The sequence below is a fragment of the Modestobacter versicolor genome, assembly GCF_041028285.1.
In the GTDB taxonomy this organism is placed as follows: Bacteria; Actinomycetota; Actinomycetes; order Mycobacteriales; family Geodermatophilaceae; genus Modestobacter; species Modestobacter versicolor_A.
Map to the genome: position 1 here is coordinate 208,217 of NZ_JABGDB010000006.1, position 16,470 is coordinate 224,686.

Here is a 16,470-nt window from a genome sequence, read left to right on the forward strand (position 1 = left end):
CGGTCGACGCATGGTCCGGGAGGTGGTGCCGGTGGCAGCAGCCCTCCCCGAACCCGACGACGCCGAGGTCGGACGCCGCTTCGCCGCCGGGGACGAACGAGCACTGGCCGTGGCCTACGAGCGGTGGGCCGGCCAGGTGCACGGCATGGCGGTCCGCGCCTTCGGGGCCGGCCCCGACGCCGAGGACGTCACCCAGCAGACGTTCGTCGCCGCCTGGACCGGACGGGCCCGCTACAGCGCCGCCCAGGGCCCGCTGCCGGCCTGGCTGGTCGGCATCTGCCGGCACAAGATCGCCGACAACTGGGCGAAGCTGGAGCGGCAGCGCCGGTCGGCCGAGGCCGCCGCCGCCGACGCCCGGTCCGCACCGTCGGCCACCGAGGGCCTGGCCGGTGCGGTGGCCGACCGGGTCCTGCTGGTCGGCGAGTTGAACCGGATCGGCCAGCCGCAACGAAGGATCATCGAGCTCGCGTTCTTCGAGGACCTCACCCACTCGCAGATCGCCGCCCGCACGGGCATCCCGCTGGGCACGGTGAAGAGCCACATCAGACGCACGCTGGAACGACTACGAGATCGCTTGGAGGTGGACGGTGCAGCACTCAGCTCCTGAGCAGCTCGCGCTGGCCGCGCTGGGCGAGCGGCTGCCGGCCGGCGACGCCGCCCACCTCGCCTCCTGCGCCGAGTGCCGGACCGAGGTCGCGTCGCTGCGCCGCCCGGTCGAGCTCCTCGCCGTCGCCCCGCTGTCCGCCGCCGGCCCCGACGTCGCCCCGCCGCCGGCGGTCTGGGCCGCGATCGCGGCGGCCACCGGCGTCAGCACCACCCCCGGCGCGCCCACCACGGCCGACGACACCACGACCGGCGCCCCCGCCGGGACGGGAGCGACCGCCGACCGCGACGAGCCGGTCGCCGACGTCCTGCCGTTCCGCCCGCGGCGCCCCAGCACCCGCTGGCTGACCGTGGCCGCCGCCGTCCTGGTGGGCGGCGTCATCGGCGGCGGCGTGGTCGCCTACACCCGGGACGACGGCGGCTCGGTGGTCGCCGCCACCGCGCTGGACCCGCTGGACGCCGACGAGGCCTCCGGCCGGGCCGAGGTGCGCGAGGTCGACGGCGTCCGCTCGCTGCAGGTCGACCTGGACGCCCCCGACCTCGCCGACGGCTACTACGAGGTCTGGCTGCTGGAGCCCGACGCCGTCCGGATGGTGCCGGTGGGCGTCGTGCGCAGCGGGGACACGGTGCTGCCGCTGCCGGCCGGCCTCGACCTGGGCGACTACCCGCTGGTCGACGTCTCGGTCGAGCCGATGGACGGCGACCCGACCCACTCCGGCGTCTCGGTCGCCCGCGGCGAGCTGCAGCTCTAGCCGGCGGCCTGGACCCGGGCCGACACCCGGCGGTGGACGGCGAGCTGCTCGTCCAGGGCCGGGTGCACCGGCACACCGCCGTCCACGACGACCCGGCCGCCGACGACGGTCTGCCGGGCCGACACCGGGCCGCAGCGCAGCCAGGCCTCCACCGGGTCGGACAGCGCGCCGGCGAACCGGACCCCCTCCAGCGACCAGACGGCCAGGTCGCCGCACGCGCCGACCGACAGCTGACCCACCTCCCCGGCTCGGCCCAGGCAGGCCGCACCGCCGCGGGTGGCGATCTCGAGGGCGTCCCGGGCCGACATCGCCGCCGCGCCGTGCCGCAGCTTGCCCTGCAGCATCGCGGTGCGCGCCTCCAGCCACAGCGAGGCCGAGTCCGCCGACGCCGAGCCGTCCACGCCCAGGCCGACCGGGGCGCCGGCGGCACGCAGCTCGGCGACCGGGGCCAGCCCGCTGCCCAGGATCATGTTCGACGACGGGCAGTGCGCCGCGCCCACCCGCGCCGCGCCCAGCCGGGCCACCTCACCGGCGTCCGGCCAGACCACGTGCGCCAGCCAGGTGCGGTCGGTCATCCAGCCGACGTCGTCGAGGTAGTCGACCGGACGGCGGCCGAAGGTCTCCAGGCAGAACGCGTCCTCGTCCTGCGTCTCGCAGAGGTGGGTGTGCAACCGGACGTCGAGGCGCTCGGCCAGCTCGGCGGTCCGGCGCATCAGCGACGTGGAGACGCTGAACGGCGAGCAGGGCGCCAGCGCGATCCGGGTCATCGCGGTGGCCGAGCGGTCGTGGTGCAGCTCGACCAGGCGCTGGGAGTCGGCGAGCACCTCGTCGTCGTCCTGCACCACCGAGTCCGGCGGCAGGCCGCCGTCCTTGACCGACAGCGACATCGAGCCGCGGGTGGGCGAGAAGCGGACGCCGAGGTCCCGGGCCGCGATGACCTCGGCGGTGATCAGGTCGCCGCCGCCGCGCGGGTGCACGTAGAGGTGGTCGGTCGACGTGGTGCAGCCCGACATCGCCAGCTCGGCCAGCCCGACGTAGGCGCTGACGTACGCGGCCTCCTCGTCCAGCCGCGCCCACAACGGGTAGAGGGTGACCAGCCAGTCGAACAGGCCGCCGCTCAGCGCGGGCGCGTAGGCGCGGGTCAGGTTCTGGTAGAGGTGGTGGTGGGTGTTCACCAGCCCCGGGGTCACCAGGCAGCCACGGGCGTCGATGCGCCGGACGGCGTCCGGCTGCGGGTCGGCGGGGCCACCCAGCCCGGTGACGACGCCGTCGGTGACCGCCACCCACCCCCCGGCGATCTCCCGGCGGGCGTCGTCGACGGTGGCGATCAGCTCGGCGTCGTGCACGAGCAGGTCAGCGGTGGGCACGGGGCGCATCCTGCCCGGGGAATGTGTCGGGCCGCGCACCACCCGTCATCTGGAAGTGACACGTCGCGGTTACCGTGGCCGTCCCCGGTGGTGACGACGGACACCGGGCCCCCTGACGAGGAGCGCGCGATGGACTTCCTCCAGCCCACGACCTGGGCCGAGGCGCTGGAGGCGAGGGCCGCCCGCCCCGACTCCGTGCCGGTGGCCGGTGGCACCGACGTCATGGTCGGGGTGAACTTCGGCCGCCTGCGCCCGGCCACGCTGATCGACCTCACCCGCATCCCGGAGCTGCAGGAGTGGGGCACCGAGGACGGCGCGGTGCGGCTGGGCGCCGGCGTGAGCTACGCGCGGGTGATCACCGAGCTCGGGCAGCGGCTCCCCGGCCTGGCGATGGCCGCCCGCACCATCGGGTCGCCGCAGATCCGCAACCGCGGCACGGTCGGCGGCAACCTGGCCACCGCCTCCCCCGCGGGCGACGCGCACCCGGCCCTGCTGGCCGCCGACGCCGTCGTCGAGGTCGCCTCGGTCCGGGGCAGCCGCCGGATCGCGATCACCGACTTCTACACGGGGGTCAAGCAGCACGCGATGGCCCCCGACGAGCTGATCGCCGCCGTCCACGTCGTCCCGCCGAGCGGCCCGCAGCAGTACAGCAAGATCGGCACCCGCAACGCCATGGTCATCGCGGTGGCGGCCTTCGGCCTGGCGCTGCACCCCGCCCGGCGCGCCGTCGGCACCGGGATCGGGTCGGCCGCACCCACCCCGCGCCGGGCGCCCGAGGCCGAGGAGTTCCTCGCCGGGGAGCTCACCGGCTCGGGGCTGTGGGAGTCCCGCGCCGAGCTCCCGGCCGCGACGGCCGCCCGCTTCGGCGAGCTGGTCGCCGGCTCCGCCGCACCGATCGACGACGTCCGCGGCAGCGCCCGCTACCGCCTGCACGCCCTCTCCGTCCTGGCCCGCCGCACCCTGGGCTGGGCCTGGACCGACTACCGCAACGACTCCGCGAAGGTGGCCTGACATGCGTCTGACCTGCACCGTGAACGGCACGCAGCAGAGCGTGGACGACGTGTGGGAGGGCGAGAGCCTGCTCTACGTCCTCCGCGAGCGGATGGGCCTGCCCGGCTCGAAGAACGCCTGCGAGCAGGGCGAGTGCGGCTCCTGCACGGTCGCCCTGGACGGGCTGCCGGTCTGCGCCTGCCTGGTCGCCGCCGGCCAGGCCGAGGGACGCCGGATCGAGACCGTCGAGGGCATGTCCGAGGGCACCGCGCTGGACCCGGTGCAGCAGTCCTTCCTGGACGCCGGCGCCGTCCAGTGCGGGTTCTGCACCCCCGGGCTGCTGGTCGCCACCCGCGACCTGATCGAGCGGCAGGGCCGTCCCACCGACCCGGAGATCCGGGAGGCGCTGGCCGGGAACCTGTGCCGGTGCACCGGCTACGAGAAGATCATGGACGCCGTGCGGCTGGCCGCCGACCGGATGGCGGCGGACCGGTGAGCACCCCCACGCGCACGCCGACCGGGGCACCGGCGCACCTGACCGGCCCGGGCGGCGGGCAGGTCGGCGACGACGCCCAGCGGCCCGACGGGGTGCTCAAGGTCCGCGGGGAGTTCGCCTACGGCAGCGACCTCTGGATGGAGGACATGCTGTGGGGCGCCACGCTGCGCAGCCCGCACCCCTACGCCCGCATCCGCGGCATCGACCTCGGCCCGGCCCTGGCCGTCCCCGGCGTCCGGGCGGTGCTCACCGCCGACGACGTCCCCGGCGAGAAGGTCTACGGCCTGGAGCTGGCCGACCAGCCAGTGCTCGCCGTCGACGTCGTCCGGTACCAGGGCGAGCCGGTGGCGCTCGTCGCCGCCGACCACCCGGAGACCGCCCGGCTGGCCGCGTCCAGGATCGTCGTCGACTACGAGGTCTGGGAGCCGGTCACCGACGCGCAGACCGCGCTCGGCCACCCGACGTGGAACAAGGTGCACGAGACCACCCCGGAGGTCACCGAGCTGAGCCGGGAGAGCGCGCACCTGCACCCCGAGGGCAACCTGGTGCGGCACCTGAAGGTGCGCACCGGCGACCCGTCCCCGACCGCCGACGTCGTGGTGGTCAACGAGTACCAGGTCGGCATGCAGGACCAGGCGTTCCTCGGTCCGGAGTCCGGCCTGGCCGTGCCCACCGAGGACGGCGGCGTCGAGCTGTACGTCGCGACCCAGTGGCTGCACGTCGACCAGCGGCAGATCTGCTCCGCCCTGGCGCTCCCCCCGGAGCAGGTGCGGCTCACCCTGGCCGGGGTGGGCGGCGCCTTCGGTGGCCGCGAGGACCTCTCCATGCACGTGCACGCCTGCCTGCTCGCCCTGCGCACCGGCCGGCCGGTCAAGATGTCCTACAACCGCGAGGAGTCCTTCTTCGGCCACGTGCACCGCCACCCGGCCACCATGCGCTACGAGCACGGCGCCACCCGGGACGGCGACCTGGTCTACGTCAAGGCCGAGATCTACTTCGACGGCGGGGCCTACGCCTCGAGCACCCCGGCGGTCGTCGGCAACGGCGGGACGATGGGCATCGGCCCGTACGTGGTGCCCAACGTGCACGTCGACTGCTACGGCGCGTACACCAACAACCCGCCGTGCGGGGCCATGCGCGGCTTCGGGTCGGTGCAGACCGCCTTCGCCTACGAGGCGCAGATGGACGCGCTCGCCGCCGCGCTGGGCATGGACCCGGTCGAGCTGCGCTGCCGCAACGCCATGGCGGAGGGGTCGGCGACCCCCACCGGCCAGGTGATCGACAGCCCCGCGCCCGTGGTGGAGCTGCTGCGCCGGCTGGAGGCCATGCCGATGCCCGGCGCGCCAGGGGACGAGGTCGACCTGCGGGACATGCCCGGCGGGGTCTCCAACACGACCCACGGCGAGGGCGTCCGGCGCGGGGTCGGGTACGCCGTCGCCTACAAGAACGTGGCCTTCTCCGAGGGCTACGACGACTACTCCACCGCCCGGGTGCGCCTGGAGGTGGTCGGCGGCGAGCCCACGGCGACCGTGCACACGGCCGCGGCGGAGGTGGGCCAGGGGCTGGTCACCGTCGAGCAGCAGATCGCCCGCACCGAGCTCGGCGTCGACCAGGTGACCGTGCACCCCAAGGACACGACGGTCGGCTCGGCCGGCTCCACGTCGGCGTCCCGGCAGACCTACGTGACCGGGGGTGCGGTGAAGGCGGCCTGCGAGGCGGTCCGGGCGCAGGTGCTGTCCCGGGCCGAGCGGCTCGTCGGCCGGTCGGTGCCCGACCTGCGGCTGACCGGCGGTGCCGTGGTCTCCGACCTGGAGGGCATCGCCGTCCCGCTGGTCGACGTCCTCGGCGACGAGCCGGTCGAGGAGACCGTCGAGTGGCGCCACCGGCCCACCGAGGCGATCGACCCGGAGACCGGCCAGGGTTTCGCGCACGTGCAGTACGCCTTCTCCGCCCACCGCGCCGTGGTCGACGTGGACACCGAGCTCGGCCTGGTCAAGGTGGTCGAGATGGCCTGCACCCAGGACGTCGGCAAGGCGATCAACCCGCAGGCGGTCGTCGGCCAGATCCAGGGCGGCACGGCCCAGGGCCTGGGGCTGGCGGTGATGGAGGAGGTGCTGGTCACCGACGGCCTGGTCCGGAACCCGTCGTTCACCGACTACCTGATCCCGACGATCCTGGACATGCCGCCGATGCGGATCGAGGTGCTCGAGTACGCCGACCCGCACGCCCCGTACGGGCTGCGCGGGGTGGGCGAGGCGCCCAACATCTCCTCCGGGCCGGCCGTGGCGGCCGCGATCCGGGCCGCGACGGGGCTGGCGCTGCGCCGGGTGCCGGTGCGGCCCGAGCACATCACCGTCGAGGCGACGGCGGACCGCTAGCGGGAGCCGCCGGCGGGGCCGTCCAGCAGCGCGGCGACCCCGGCCGGCAGCTCCCCGGTCAGCGGGCGGGCACCGACCAGCCGGCCGGCGTCGGACGGGTCGGTGCCCGCCCGGCCGAGCACCTCGAGCGCGGTGACGTCGGGCAGCGCGTCGAACCAGCGGCGGCCCAGCCCGGCCCGACCGGCCGCGGTGGGCCGGCCCCACAGGCGCAGCCGCGCCATCCCGCCGTCCGGGAAGACGTCGAGCCGGACGGCGTGCACGCCCGGGGCGCCGTCCAGGACGAAGCGGTGCCGGGTGTCCGGCTGCAGCCGGGTGCGGGGCAGCAGCGTCACCTCCGCGCCGTCGGACGTGCGGCCGGTGAGCGACGCCGAGCCGGGCGCGTTGCCGAGGAAGTACGAGGTGTCCAGCTCGGCGAGGGTGACGACGCCCTCGCAGGCCAGCGCCACGTCCACCCAGTCGTTGCCCGGGCCGCGCCGCCGGGCGTTCTCCCAGCCCTCGCCCATGGAGCGGGCGTCGCCCCGGCCGATCAGCTGGTGCGGGCTGCCGTAGTGCGCGTTGCTGACGCCGGTGACCCGGCCGCCGTTCTCCAGCGCGGCCAGGTCGAACGGGCCGGCGTCGACCAGCCGGGGGTCGGGGACGACGGTGCCGTGCACCCGCAGCCGCGCCACGCCACCGTCGGGGTGGATGGTCAGCCGGACGTGGGTGTACCGGCGGTCGGACTCGACCGCGAACGTGTTGGCCGTGTCCCCGGCCAGGTCCGACAGCGGCAGGATCGGCTGCCAGTCCGCCTTCGCCAGCTGGTCGACGGCCGGGTCGCCCTCGACCGCGGCACCCTCGACCGAGGCCTGCGACGGGAAGTTGCCGGTGAAGAAGGCGGTGTCGACGACGACGCCCGCGACGACGCCCGGCGCGCCGAGCCGGACGATCGCCCAGTCGTGGCCGGGTCCACGGCGTCGGCGGGTCTCCCAGCCGTCGTACTCCTTGCCCTTGTGCCCGAACTCGGTGCGCGCGACGGCGGGGTGCGGCAGCACCAGGTTCTCCCGGGCCGCGAAGAACTCGTCGTTGGCGGCGACGACGGCACCGCCCAGGTCGCGGCGGACGAGGTCGGGCAGGTCGGTGAAGGTCATGGTCTCCCGATCAGTTCGTCCGCGCGCGGCTTCCCCGCGCCGCGAGGGTAGGGGAGGGTGAGGGCACCACCCACGAGCAGGAGGTCTCCCATGAGCAGCCCCGACGACGACCTGAAGGCCCGCGCGAAGGACTACGTGGAGCACCTCCCCGCAGAGACGGCGCTGGGCAACGCCGACCCGGCAGGCGGGGTCGACACCGACCCGAAGCCCATCGACGAGGCAGCCGCGCAGAAGCCGCAGAGCTGAGGACGGGACCCGTCCTGCTCGCGGCTCCGTCCCGGGGGCCGTGCCCGGCCCGCCGGGGGCGAGGAGGACGGGTCACCCGGCACGCGCCGCGGGGACGGTCAGCCGGCCGAGGGGCGTGCCGCCGTCGGTGAGCTGCTGCCCGCGCAGCCAGGTGCGGCGGACCACGCCGGTCAGCGCGCGCCCGGCGTAGGGCGTCACCGGGTTCCGGTGGTGCAGCCCGGCCACGGTGGAGCGCTCGTCGGGCGCGAAGGCCACCAGGTCGGCGTCCTTGCCCACCGCGATCCCACCCTTGCCGGTCAGCCCGGTCAGCTCGGCCGGCGCTGCGGACATCCAGCGGACGACGTCGCCCAGCGTCAGCCCCCGCTCCCGGGCGCCGGTCCACACCACGGGCAGCGTCACCTGGAGCCCGGCGATGCCGCCCCAGGCCAGTGCGAAGTCGCCGACGTCCAGGCGCTTGAGCTCCGGGGTGCACGGCGAGTGGTCGCTGACCACGAGGTCGATGTCGCCGGCCGCCAGCGCCGCCCACAGCGCCTCGCGGTGCGCGGCCCCGCGGATCGGCGGGCAGCACTTGTACGACGTGTCGCCGTCGGGCACCTCCTCCGCGCTGAAGGTCAGGTAGTGCGGGCAGGTCTCGACGGTGATCCGCACGCCCTCGGCCCGCGCCGCCCGCAGCAGCGGCAGCGCCCCGGCGTCGGCCAGGTGGACGACGTGCACCCGGGCACCGGTGTCGCGGGCCGCGGCGACCAGCCGGCCGATCGCGGTCTCCTCCGCCGCCTCGGGGCGGGAGGCGAGGAAGTCCGCGTAGCGCCGCCCACCGGCCTGCGGCGCCGCGGCGATCACGTCGTCGTCCTCGCAGTGCGCGATGAGCAGCCCGTCGACCTCGGCCAGCGCCGTCAGCGCGGCCCGCAGCCCCGCGTCGTCCAGCGGCGGGAACTCCGGCACGCCGCTGTCGAGCAGGAAGCACTTGACGCCGACGGCACCCGCGGCCAGCAGCCGCGGCAGCTGGCTCGCGTTGCCGGGCACCGCCCCGCCCCAGAAGGCGACGTCGACGCTGACCTGCCCCTCGGCCGCCCGGCGTTTCACGTGCAACGCCTTGACGGTGACCGTGGGCGGCACCGAGTTCAGCGGCATGTCCACGATCGTGGTGATCCCGCCGGCCGCCGCGGCCCGGGTCGCCGAGGCGAACCCCTCCCACTCGGTGCGGCCGGGTTCGTTGACGTGCACGTGGCTGTCGACCAGCCCCGGCAGCAGCACCTCGTCGTCGGCGAGGGTCACCGGCCGGTCGCCGGCGTCGTCGAAGCCGGTCACCGCCGTCACCACGCCGTCGGTGACGTGCACCGCGGCCGCCCGCTCCCCGTCGGGGAGCACCACCCGCCGCGCGCGGACCACCAGACCGTCGCTCATCGTGCGCCCTCCAGCACCTGGTCCCCGGTGACCGACCGGAGCCGGTGCACCGCCTCGTGCAGCTCGCCCGCCCACGCGGTGGCCACCCAGCCGCCGGGCAGCGGCAACCGGACGGCGTCCACGCCGGTCTCGACGTCCGCACGATGGTCGCCGACCGCCACCGTGGAGGCGTAGGCGCGCGGCGCCACCGGGGGTGCCCAGGCCGGCGCCCCCGGCCCGAGGCCGACGGTGGTGTGCAGCAGCGGGTGACCGTCCCGCACGACCCTCGTCGTCCCGGTCCAGCGGCCGGGCTCCTCCCCCTGCCGGCCGAGCAGCACCTGCTCGGTGGCGGTGAGCTGCCCGTGCGCGGCGAGCTCGACGTCGAGGTCGGCGAGGTGGACGGCGCGGGCGGTGACCACGGTGGGCTCCGGCGCCAGCTCCAGCACCCCGGCGACCTCGGCCCGGACCCGCTGCCGGGACGGCGGCGACTCCCCCCGGGCCGGCAGGACGACGGCCGCCGCGACCGAGCACACGGTCAGCCGCGCACCCTCCTCGACGACCAGCCGGACCTCCGCGTCGTCCCCGCCGAGCGGGCCGAACGCCGTCGCGACCAGGTGCACCGTGGCCGGCCCGGTGCGGCGGACGGCGAGCTGCCCGCTGGCCCGGACCACCGCGAGCACCGTGCGGCCGCGCGCGTCGCACCGGGCGACGACCTCGACGAGCGTCCTCACGCTCCCTGCAGCGCCCTCGCCCGGACCTGCTCGCGCACCCACTCGGCCACCGGCGCGGCCGTCGGGTCCTCGCGGAGCGAGACCAGCAGCGTCGGCTTGCCGCCGCGCACCGCGTCGGCGTCCCGGCGCATCACCCCGAGGTCGGCGCCCACCAGCGGCGCGAGGTCGGTCTTGTTGACCACCAGCAGGTCCGAGGCGGTGACGCCGGGGCCGCCCTTGCGCGGCACCTTGTCCCCACCGGCGACGTCGACGACGAACACCTGGACGTCGACGAGGCCGTAGCTGAACGAGGCGGTCAGGTTGTCCCCGCCGGACTCGACCAGCACCAGCTCCAGCCCGGGGTGCCGGGACTCCAGCAGCTCCACGGCGTCGAGGTTGGCGGTGATGTCGTCGCGGATGGCGGTGTGCGGGCAGCAGCCGGTCTGCACCGCCTCGATCCGGTCGTCGGACAGCACGGCGTTCCGGCGCAGGAAGTCGGCGTCCTCGGTCGTGTAGATGTCGTTGGTGACGACGGCGAGGTCGTACTCGGTGCCCAGCGTGCGGCACAGCGCGGCGGCCAGCGCCGTCTTGCCGGAGCCCACCGGGCCGCCGAGGCCGACGCGCAGCGGGCCGCCGTGGCGGTGCCCGGGGGCGTACGGGTCGACGTAGTCGTCCAGGACGTGGTCAGGCGGCATCTGCACTCCCAGTGGGTGTCATGAGGTGGGTGTCACGAGGCGAAGAACCGGTCGGAGCGCACGGCGTGCACCTCGGCCAGCAGGTCCAGCAGCGGGTCGGCGGCCGCCGGCAGCTCGTCGGCGGCGGTTGCGGCCACCGCGTCGACCTCCGGGGACAGCCGGGCGGTGACCGCCGCGACGGTGATCGGGTCCATCGCCAGCAGCCGCTGGGCCGCGGTGGCCGGCCCCGAGACCGACAGGTAGGCCGCGGCTGCCGCGGCGTCGCGGGCGGTGAGCCCGCCGGCGGCGGCGGCCACGCCGAGCGCGAGCGGGTGGTGCGGGTGCCGGGGCAGCGCGGCCCAGGCCGGGTGCGGCCAGGCACGGCCCCCGACCCGCACCAGCCCGCGGCCCTGCTGCCGCGAGGCGGCCCGCAGCGCCGGCGACGGTGTCCGGGCGTCCGCCTCGGCGTCCAGGGCCGCCAGCGCGGCGACCACGTCGGCGGTGTCCACCGCCCGGCACGCGGCCGCCGCCAGCCCGGCCGCCACCGCGCCGGAGGTGGTCAGCCGGCGGCGGAGGAACGCCGCCAGCGACGCCGGGTCGGTCAGCAGCCCGGCGGCGATCGCCTGTTCCACGCCGCCGGAGTGGGTGTGACCCCCGGCGGGCAGCCGGGAGTCGGCGAGGGTGAGCAGCGCTGCGGTCATCGGGACCGGACCGCTGGGTGCGTGGTCATCAGAAGAGGAAGTAGCGCTGGGCCATCGGCAGCTCCGCGACGGGCTCGGGCTCCCAGACCTCGCCGTCCACGGAGACCGTGAAGGTGTCCGGGTCGACCCGGATCTCCGGCAGCGCGGTGTTCTCCGGCATGTCCGCCTTGGCCAGCCGGGTGGTGTCGGCGACCGCGACCAGCCGTCGGTCGACGGCCAGCCGGTCGGCCAGCCCCGCCTCCAGCGCGGCGGGCGCCACGAAGTGCACCGAGGTCTGCGCCGGGACGCGGCCGAAGGCACCGAACATCGGGCGCGGCAGCACCGGCTGCGGCGTCGGGATGGAGGCGTTCGCGTCGCCCATCTGCGCCCAGGCGATCATCCCGCCCTTGAGCACGACGTGCGGGCGGACGCCGAAGGTCTTCGGGTCCCAGAGCACCAGGTCGGCGAGCTTGCCCGGCTCGACCGACCCCACCTCGCCGTCGATGCCGTGCGCGACGGCGGGGCAGATCGTGTACTTGGCGACGTACCGGCGGGCCCGCAGGTTGTCCGCCGCGCCGTCGCCGGCCAGCGTGCCGCGCCGGCGCTTCATCACGTGCGCGGTCTGCCAGGTGCGCATGACGACCTCGCCCACCCGGCCCATCGCCTGGGCGTCGGACCCGATCATCGAGATCGCGCCCAGGTCGTGCAGCAGGTCCTCGGCGGCGATCGTGGTCGGCCGGATCCGGCTCTCGGCGAAGGCGAGGTCCTCAGGCACCGAGGAGTCCAGGTGGTGGCAGACCATGAGCATGTCGAGGTGCTCGTCGAGGGTGTTCACCGTGTGCGGGCGGGTCGGGTTCGTGCTGCTGGGCAGCACGTTCGGGTGCCCGGCGACGGTGATGATGTCCGGTGCGTGGCCGCCTCCGGCCCCCTCGGTGTGGTACGCGTGGATGCTCCGGCCGGCGATCGCGGCCAGCGTGTCCTCGACGAACCCGGCCTCGTTGAGGGTGTCCGAGTGCAGCGCCACCGGCACCCCGTGCCGGCCGGCGACGGTCAGCGCCGCGTCGATGGCAGCCGGCGTGGAACCCCAGTCCTCGTGCAGCTTGAAACCGCTCGCGCCGGCCCGCAGCTGCTCCTCCAGCGACTCGGTCGAGACGGTGTTGCCCTTGCCGAGCAGCGCGACGTTGACCGGCATGCCGTCCATCGCCTCGAGCATCCGGGCCAGGTACCAGTCGCCCGGGGTGATCGTGGTGGCCTTGGACCCCTCGGCCGGGCCGGTGCCGCCGCCGATCAGCGTGGTCATCCCGGCGCCGAGCGCGGTCGGCACGATCTGCGGGCAGATGAAGTGGACGTGGCAGTCGATGCCGCCGGCGGTCAGGACCTTGCCGTTGCCGGACAGCACCTCGGTGCCCGGGCCGATGACCAGGTCGGGGTGGACGCCGTCCATCGTGTCGGGGTTGCCGGCCTTGCCCAGCGCCACGATCCGCCCGTCGCGGATCCCGACGTCGGCCTTGACGACCCCCCAGTGGTCGAGCACGACCGCGCCGGTGATCACCAGGTCGGGGGCGCCCTGCGCGCGGGTCGCCCGGCCTTGGCCCATCGACTCGCGGATCACCTTGCCGCCGCCGAAGACCGCCTCCTCGCCGGCCAGCCCAGGGCCGCCGCAGCGGTCCTCGGTGACCTCGATGAGCAGGTCGGTGTCGGCCAGCCGGATCCGGTCGCCGGTGGTGGGGCCGTAGAGCTGCGCGTAGCGCTCGCGGGACAGCTGGACCACTAGGAGAGGCCCCCTTCGGCGGTCAGACCCGGGACGACGCGGGCGCCGCCGAGCGGGACGAGGGTGACGGTGCGCTGGATGCCCGGCTCGAACCGGACGGCGGTGCCCGCGGCGATGTCCAGCCGGTGCCCGTGGGCAGCCGCCCGGTCGAAGGCGAGCGCGGCGTTGGACTGGGCGAAGTGGAAGTGCGAGCCGACCTGCACCGGCCGGTCGCCGGTGTTGTGCACGGTCAGCTCGACCCGCGGGACACCGGGCAGCGTCTCGATGACGCCCTCGGCCGGGACGACCTCGCCGGGGATGATCCCGGCGGTGACGCCCGGGCGGCTCACGGGCTCTGCGGGACGGCGCCGCTCGCTGGCGCTCACGGGATCTGTCGGACGGCCCCGCTCGCTGGCGCTCACGGGATCGGGTGGTGGACCGTGACCAGCTTGGTCCCGTCCGGGAAGGTCGCCTCCACCTGCACCTCCTCCAGCAGCTCGGGGACGCCGTCCATGACGTCGTCCCGGGTGAGCACCGTGCGCCCGGACTGCATGAGGTCGGTGACCCGCTCCCCGTCGCGGGCCCCCTCCAGGACGTGGTCGGTGACGATCGCCGTCGCCTCGGGCAGGTTGAGCCGCAGGCCCCGGGCCCGACGACGCCGGGCGAGCTCGGCGGCGTAGCTGAGCATCAGCCGTTCCTGCTCGTGCGGGGACAGCAGCACGGTCGTCGGCCTCCGGGACGTCTCGGTGGTGAGGTCCTCGCAACGTAACCGTCGCGTGTGACAGCCCTGTTGCACGCCGCCCGCAGCAGGGGCTTGCCAGCTCGGCCCTGCCGGTTCTATGGTTCGTTACATGGGTAATGAACCAGCGAGCCGGCGGACCCCTCGCCTGCTCCCCGGGCCGGCATGAACGAGGACGCCGGACCGATCTTCCGGCAGATCGCCGTCCAGCTGGAGGACGCGATCGTCGACGGTTCGCTCGCCGAGGAGGGCCAGGCGCCCTCGTCCAACGAGCTGGCCGCCTTCCACCGCATCAACCCCGCCACCGCAGCCAAGGGCCTGAACCAGCTGGTGAGCGACGGGGTCCTCTACAAGAGACGAGGAGTCGGGATGTTCGTCGCCACCGGCGCACGCGAGCAGCTGCTGAAGCGGCGCCGCAGCGAGTTCGCCGACCAGTACCTGACGCCGTTGCTGGCCGAGGCCGAGAAGGTGGGCATCAGCGTCCCCGAGATCGCCGCGATGCTCCGCGAGCGGGGTGACCGGTCGTGACCGCTGCTGCCACCCTCGACGGCGTCACCATGCGGTTCCGCGGGCACACCGCGCTCACCGACGTGACGACGGAGGTCCAGGCCGACACGATCACCGGCCTGCTGGGCCGAAACGGCGCCGGCAAGACGACGCTCATGCAGCTCCTCACCGGGCACCGGGTGCCGACGACGGGCGACGTCCGGGTGCTGGGCCAGGCGCCGTTCGAGAACGACGCCGTCCTGAGCCGGCTGTGCTTCATCCGCGAGGGCCAGCGCTACCCCGACGTCTTCCGGGTCTGCGACGCGCTCGACGCGGCGGCCCGGCTGTACCCCGGTTGGGACGCCGAGCTCGCCGAGCAGCTGGTGGGCGACTTCGAGCTGCCCCGCAGGCGGCAGATCAAGAAGCTGTCCCGGGGGATGAACTCGGCGGTCGGGATCGTGCTGGGCCTGGCGTCCCGCGCGCCGATCACGCTGTTCGACGAGCCGTACCTGGGGCTGGACGCCGTGGCCCGGCAGCTGTTCTACGACCGGCTGCTGGCCGACTACGCCGAGCACCCGCGCACGATCGTGCTGTCCACCCACCTCATCGAGGAGATCAGCGACCTGCTCGAGCACGTGCTGCTGATCGACCGCGGCCGGGTGCTGCTCGACGCCGATGCGGAGACGTTGCGCTCCACCGCGCTGACCGTCACCGGCCCCGCCCGGGAGGTCGCGACCTTCGCGGCCGCCCACCAGCTGCTGACCACCGAGTCGATGGCCGGGCAGTCCCGGGCAGTGGTGCGCACCCGCAGCGCCACGGCCCACCGGGACGCCTCCGTCCTGGGGCTGGCCGTGGACCGCACGCCGCTGCAGCAGCTCGTGGTCGGGATGAGCCTGGCCGCCCACCGCGACCTCACCGCACCCGCCGCCGACCGGACCGACCTGCAGGGAGCCCCCCGATGAACCGCGTCGTCAGTGCCGCCCGGCTGCAGGGGGCCCACCCGATGGTCTCCCTCGGGGTGCCGTGGATGGTCGTGTCCATCTCCTTCGCCATCAACCTGGCGATCTGGGGGCTGGCCGACCTCGACTCGCAGCCCGACGCCAGCGCCACCACCGGCGGGCTCGCCTCGCTCTACATCACCGTGGTCGTCGTGTACGCCCAGACGGTGACGCAGATGTTCCCCTTCGCGCTGGGGTTGAGCCTGAGCCGGCGCACGTACTACCTCGGGACGGCGCTCGCCGCGCTGGTGCAGTCGCTGCTGTTCGCCGTCGCGCTCACGGCGCTCACCGTGGTGGAGAACGCCACCGACGGCTGGGGCGTCGGCCTGGACTTCTGGGCCCCGGGTTCCGTGGACGTCGGCAACCCGGCACTGCAGGTGCTCGTCTTCACCTTCCCGATGCTCGCCGCCTGCTTCATCGGCATCGGCATCGGGGTCGTGTTCAAGCGATGGGGGGCCACCGGGATGTACGCCCTGGGCATCGGCACCTTCGCGGTCACCGGCCTGGCGATCATCGTGCTGACATGGCGCGAGGCGTGGGGCGACACCTGGACCTGGCTCACCGAGCGGTCGGTCGAGTCGATGACCATCGGCCTGCCCGCGGTCCTCGCGATCGCCCTGGCCGGTCTCACCTACCTCGGGCTGCGGCGAGCCGTCCCCTGACGCGCGCTCGTCCGACGGCCGGCCCCCATCTCGGTGGCCGGCCGTCGTGCGTTCCAGCTCGCCGACGACGTCGACATGACGGTGTGACGAAAAGCAGGGCGCCCAGCGTCACCGCACGTCGAACCGGCCGCCGGCGCGTCCACACCGGAACGCCACGGGCTCGCGGCCCGTGTTCCGCTCGCAGCGGGGCCGGCCCCGGTCCACGACCACCCGGCGCGAACCACACGCGGGGAGACGCGCAAGACCACGCGTGGGAAGACGCGCGAAACCACGCGTGGAAAGACGCGCGAAACCGCGGCGGGATTGTCCCGGGAATGCAGAAACGGGGTCACAGCAGATGCTGTGACCCCGTTCCTGGGAGTTATGTCCGGCGGCGTCCTACTCTCCCACCCGGTCCCCCGGGCAGTACCATCGGCGCTGAAAGGCTTA

Annotated in this window: 18 protein-coding genes; 9 read left to right on the plus strand and 9 right to left on the minus strand. The window is 74.9% G+C overall.

The annotated features are described in order from the left end of the window. The first annotated feature begins 10 nt into the window (after positions 1-10). Positions 11-607 (plus strand): RNA polymerase sigma factor, encoded by a 597-nt coding sequence (locus HL054_RS18565; RefSeq protein ID WP_369140553.1) that lies wholly within the window; start codon positions 11-13, stop codon positions 605-607. After that, positions 588-1,355, plus strand: coding sequence for an anti-sigma factor (locus tag HL054_RS18570; RefSeq protein ID WP_369140554.1), 768 nt, complete (start codon positions 588-590; stop codon positions 1,353-1,355). The genes HL054_RS18565 and HL054_RS18570 overlap by 20 nt, the downstream gene beginning before the upstream one ends. Here HL054_RS18570 and HL054_RS18575 read toward each other — a convergent pair. Further along, positions 1,352-2,722 carry an 8-oxoguanine deaminase gene (locus HL054_RS18575; RefSeq protein WP_369140555.1) on the minus strand — a complete coding sequence of 457 codons (1,371 nt, stop codon included), beginning with the start codon at positions 2,720-2,722 and terminating at the stop codon, positions 1,352-1,354. The two genes, HL054_RS18570 and HL054_RS18575, sit on opposite strands and share 4 nt — an antisense overlap. 129 nt (positions 2,723-2,851) lie before the next feature. On the opposite strand from HL054_RS18575, the gene HL054_RS18580 reads away from it, so the two are divergent. Genes HL054_RS18580 through pucD form a run of 3 tightly spaced genes read left to right on the plus strand, consistent with a single transcriptional unit; the run spans position 2,852 to position 6,586 of the window. Further along, positions 2,852-3,733: an FAD binding domain-containing protein gene (locus HL054_RS18580; RefSeq protein ID WP_369140556.1), complete on the plus strand. Its 882-nt coding sequence runs from the start codon at positions 2,852-2,854 to the stop codon at positions 3,731-3,733. Position 3,734: 1 nt separating this feature from the next. Then, entirely contained in the window at positions 3,735-4,208 is a 474-nt protein-coding gene (locus HL054_RS18585; RefSeq protein ID WP_369140557.1) for a (2Fe-2S)-binding protein, read from the plus strand. Then, on the plus strand, positions 4,205-6,586 hold the full coding sequence (pucD, locus tag HL054_RS18590) for a xanthine dehydrogenase subunit D (RefSeq protein ID WP_369140558.1): 2,382 nt from the start codon (positions 4,205-4,207) through the stop codon (positions 6,584-6,586). Before HL054_RS18585 ends, pucD begins: the two co-directional genes overlap by 4 nt. Here pucD and alc read toward each other — a convergent pair. After that, positions 6,583-7,713 (minus strand): allantoicase, encoded by a 1,131-nt coding sequence (alc, locus tag HL054_RS18595; protein WP_369140559.1) that lies wholly within the window; start codon positions 7,711-7,713, stop codon positions 6,583-6,585. The two genes, pucD and alc, sit on opposite strands and share 4 nt — an antisense overlap. 90 nt (positions 7,714-7,803) lie before the next feature. Here alc and HL054_RS18600 point away from each other — a divergent pair, with 90 nt between their 5' ends. Further along, a complete protein-coding gene (locus tag HL054_RS18600) occupies positions 7,804-7,959 on the plus strand; it encodes a hypothetical protein (protein WP_369140560.1) in 156 nt (51 codons plus the stop codon). Positions 7,960-8,031: 72 nt separating this feature from the next. Here the strand turns inward: HL054_RS18600 and allB are convergent, their stop codons facing one another. The 7 genes from allB to HL054_RS18635 form a co-directional block, all read right to left on the minus strand. After that, on the minus strand, positions 8,032-9,363 hold the full coding sequence (gene allB, locus HL054_RS18605; RefSeq protein WP_369140561.1) for an allantoinase AllB: 1,332 nt from the start codon (positions 9,361-9,363) through the stop codon (positions 8,032-8,034). Beyond that, on the minus strand, positions 9,360-10,073 hold the full coding sequence (locus tag HL054_RS18610) for an urease accessory protein UreD (protein ID WP_369140562.1): 714 nt from the start codon (positions 10,071-10,073) through the stop codon (positions 9,360-9,362). Before HL054_RS18610 ends, allB begins: the two co-directional genes overlap by 4 nt. After that, positions 10,070-10,747: an urease accessory protein UreG gene (ureG, locus tag HL054_RS18615; RefSeq protein ID WP_369140563.1), complete on the minus strand. Its 678-nt coding sequence runs from the start codon at positions 10,745-10,747 to the stop codon at positions 10,070-10,072. The genes HL054_RS18610 and ureG overlap by 4 nt, the downstream gene beginning before the upstream one ends. A gap of 32 nt (positions 10,748-10,779) precedes the next feature. Then, positions 10,780-11,427 carry an urease accessory protein UreF gene (locus tag HL054_RS18620; protein ID WP_369140564.1) on the minus strand — a complete coding sequence of 216 codons (648 nt, stop codon included), beginning with the start codon at positions 11,425-11,427 and terminating at the stop codon, positions 10,780-10,782. Positions 11,428-11,455: 28 nt separating this feature from the next. Next, the gene (locus HL054_RS18625; RefSeq protein WP_369140565.1) at positions 11,456-13,177 is read right to left on the minus strand and encodes an urease subunit alpha; all 1,722 of its coding nucleotides are present in this window, start codon (positions 13,175-13,177) and stop codon (positions 11,456-11,458) included. After that, positions 13,177-13,506 (minus strand): urease subunit beta, encoded by a 330-nt coding sequence (locus tag HL054_RS18630; protein WP_440347953.1) that lies wholly within the window; start codon positions 13,504-13,506, stop codon positions 13,177-13,179. Before HL054_RS18630 ends, HL054_RS18625 begins: the two co-directional genes overlap by 1 nt. Before the next feature lie 68 nt (positions 13,507-13,574). Further along, on the minus strand, positions 13,575-13,877 hold the full coding sequence (locus tag HL054_RS18635; RefSeq protein WP_369140566.1) for an urease subunit gamma: 303 nt from the start codon (positions 13,875-13,877) through the stop codon (positions 13,575-13,577). A gap of 183 nt (positions 13,878-14,060) precedes the next feature. Between HL054_RS18635 and HL054_RS18640 the strand changes: the two genes are divergently transcribed. The 3 genes from HL054_RS18640 to HL054_RS18650 are packed head-to-tail and all read left to right on the plus strand — an operon-like array spanning position 14,061 to position 16,041. Beyond that, the gene (locus tag HL054_RS18640; protein ID WP_369140567.1) at positions 14,061-14,423 is read left to right on the plus strand and encodes a GntR family transcriptional regulator; all 363 of its coding nucleotides are present in this window, start codon (positions 14,061-14,063) and stop codon (positions 14,421-14,423) included. Further along, complete coding sequence (locus HL054_RS18645) at positions 14,420-15,343, plus strand: ABC transporter ATP-binding protein (RefSeq protein WP_369140568.1); 924 nt, start codon at positions 14,420-14,422, stop codon at positions 15,341-15,343. The genes HL054_RS18640 and HL054_RS18645 overlap by 4 nt, the downstream gene beginning before the upstream one ends. Beyond that, positions 15,340-16,041, plus strand: a complete 702-nt coding sequence (locus tag HL054_RS18650) for a hypothetical protein (RefSeq protein WP_369140569.1) — start codon at positions 15,340-15,342, stop codon at positions 16,039-16,041. The genes HL054_RS18645 and HL054_RS18650 overlap by 4 nt, the downstream gene beginning before the upstream one ends. Positions 16,042-16,470 lie beyond the last annotated feature (429 nt).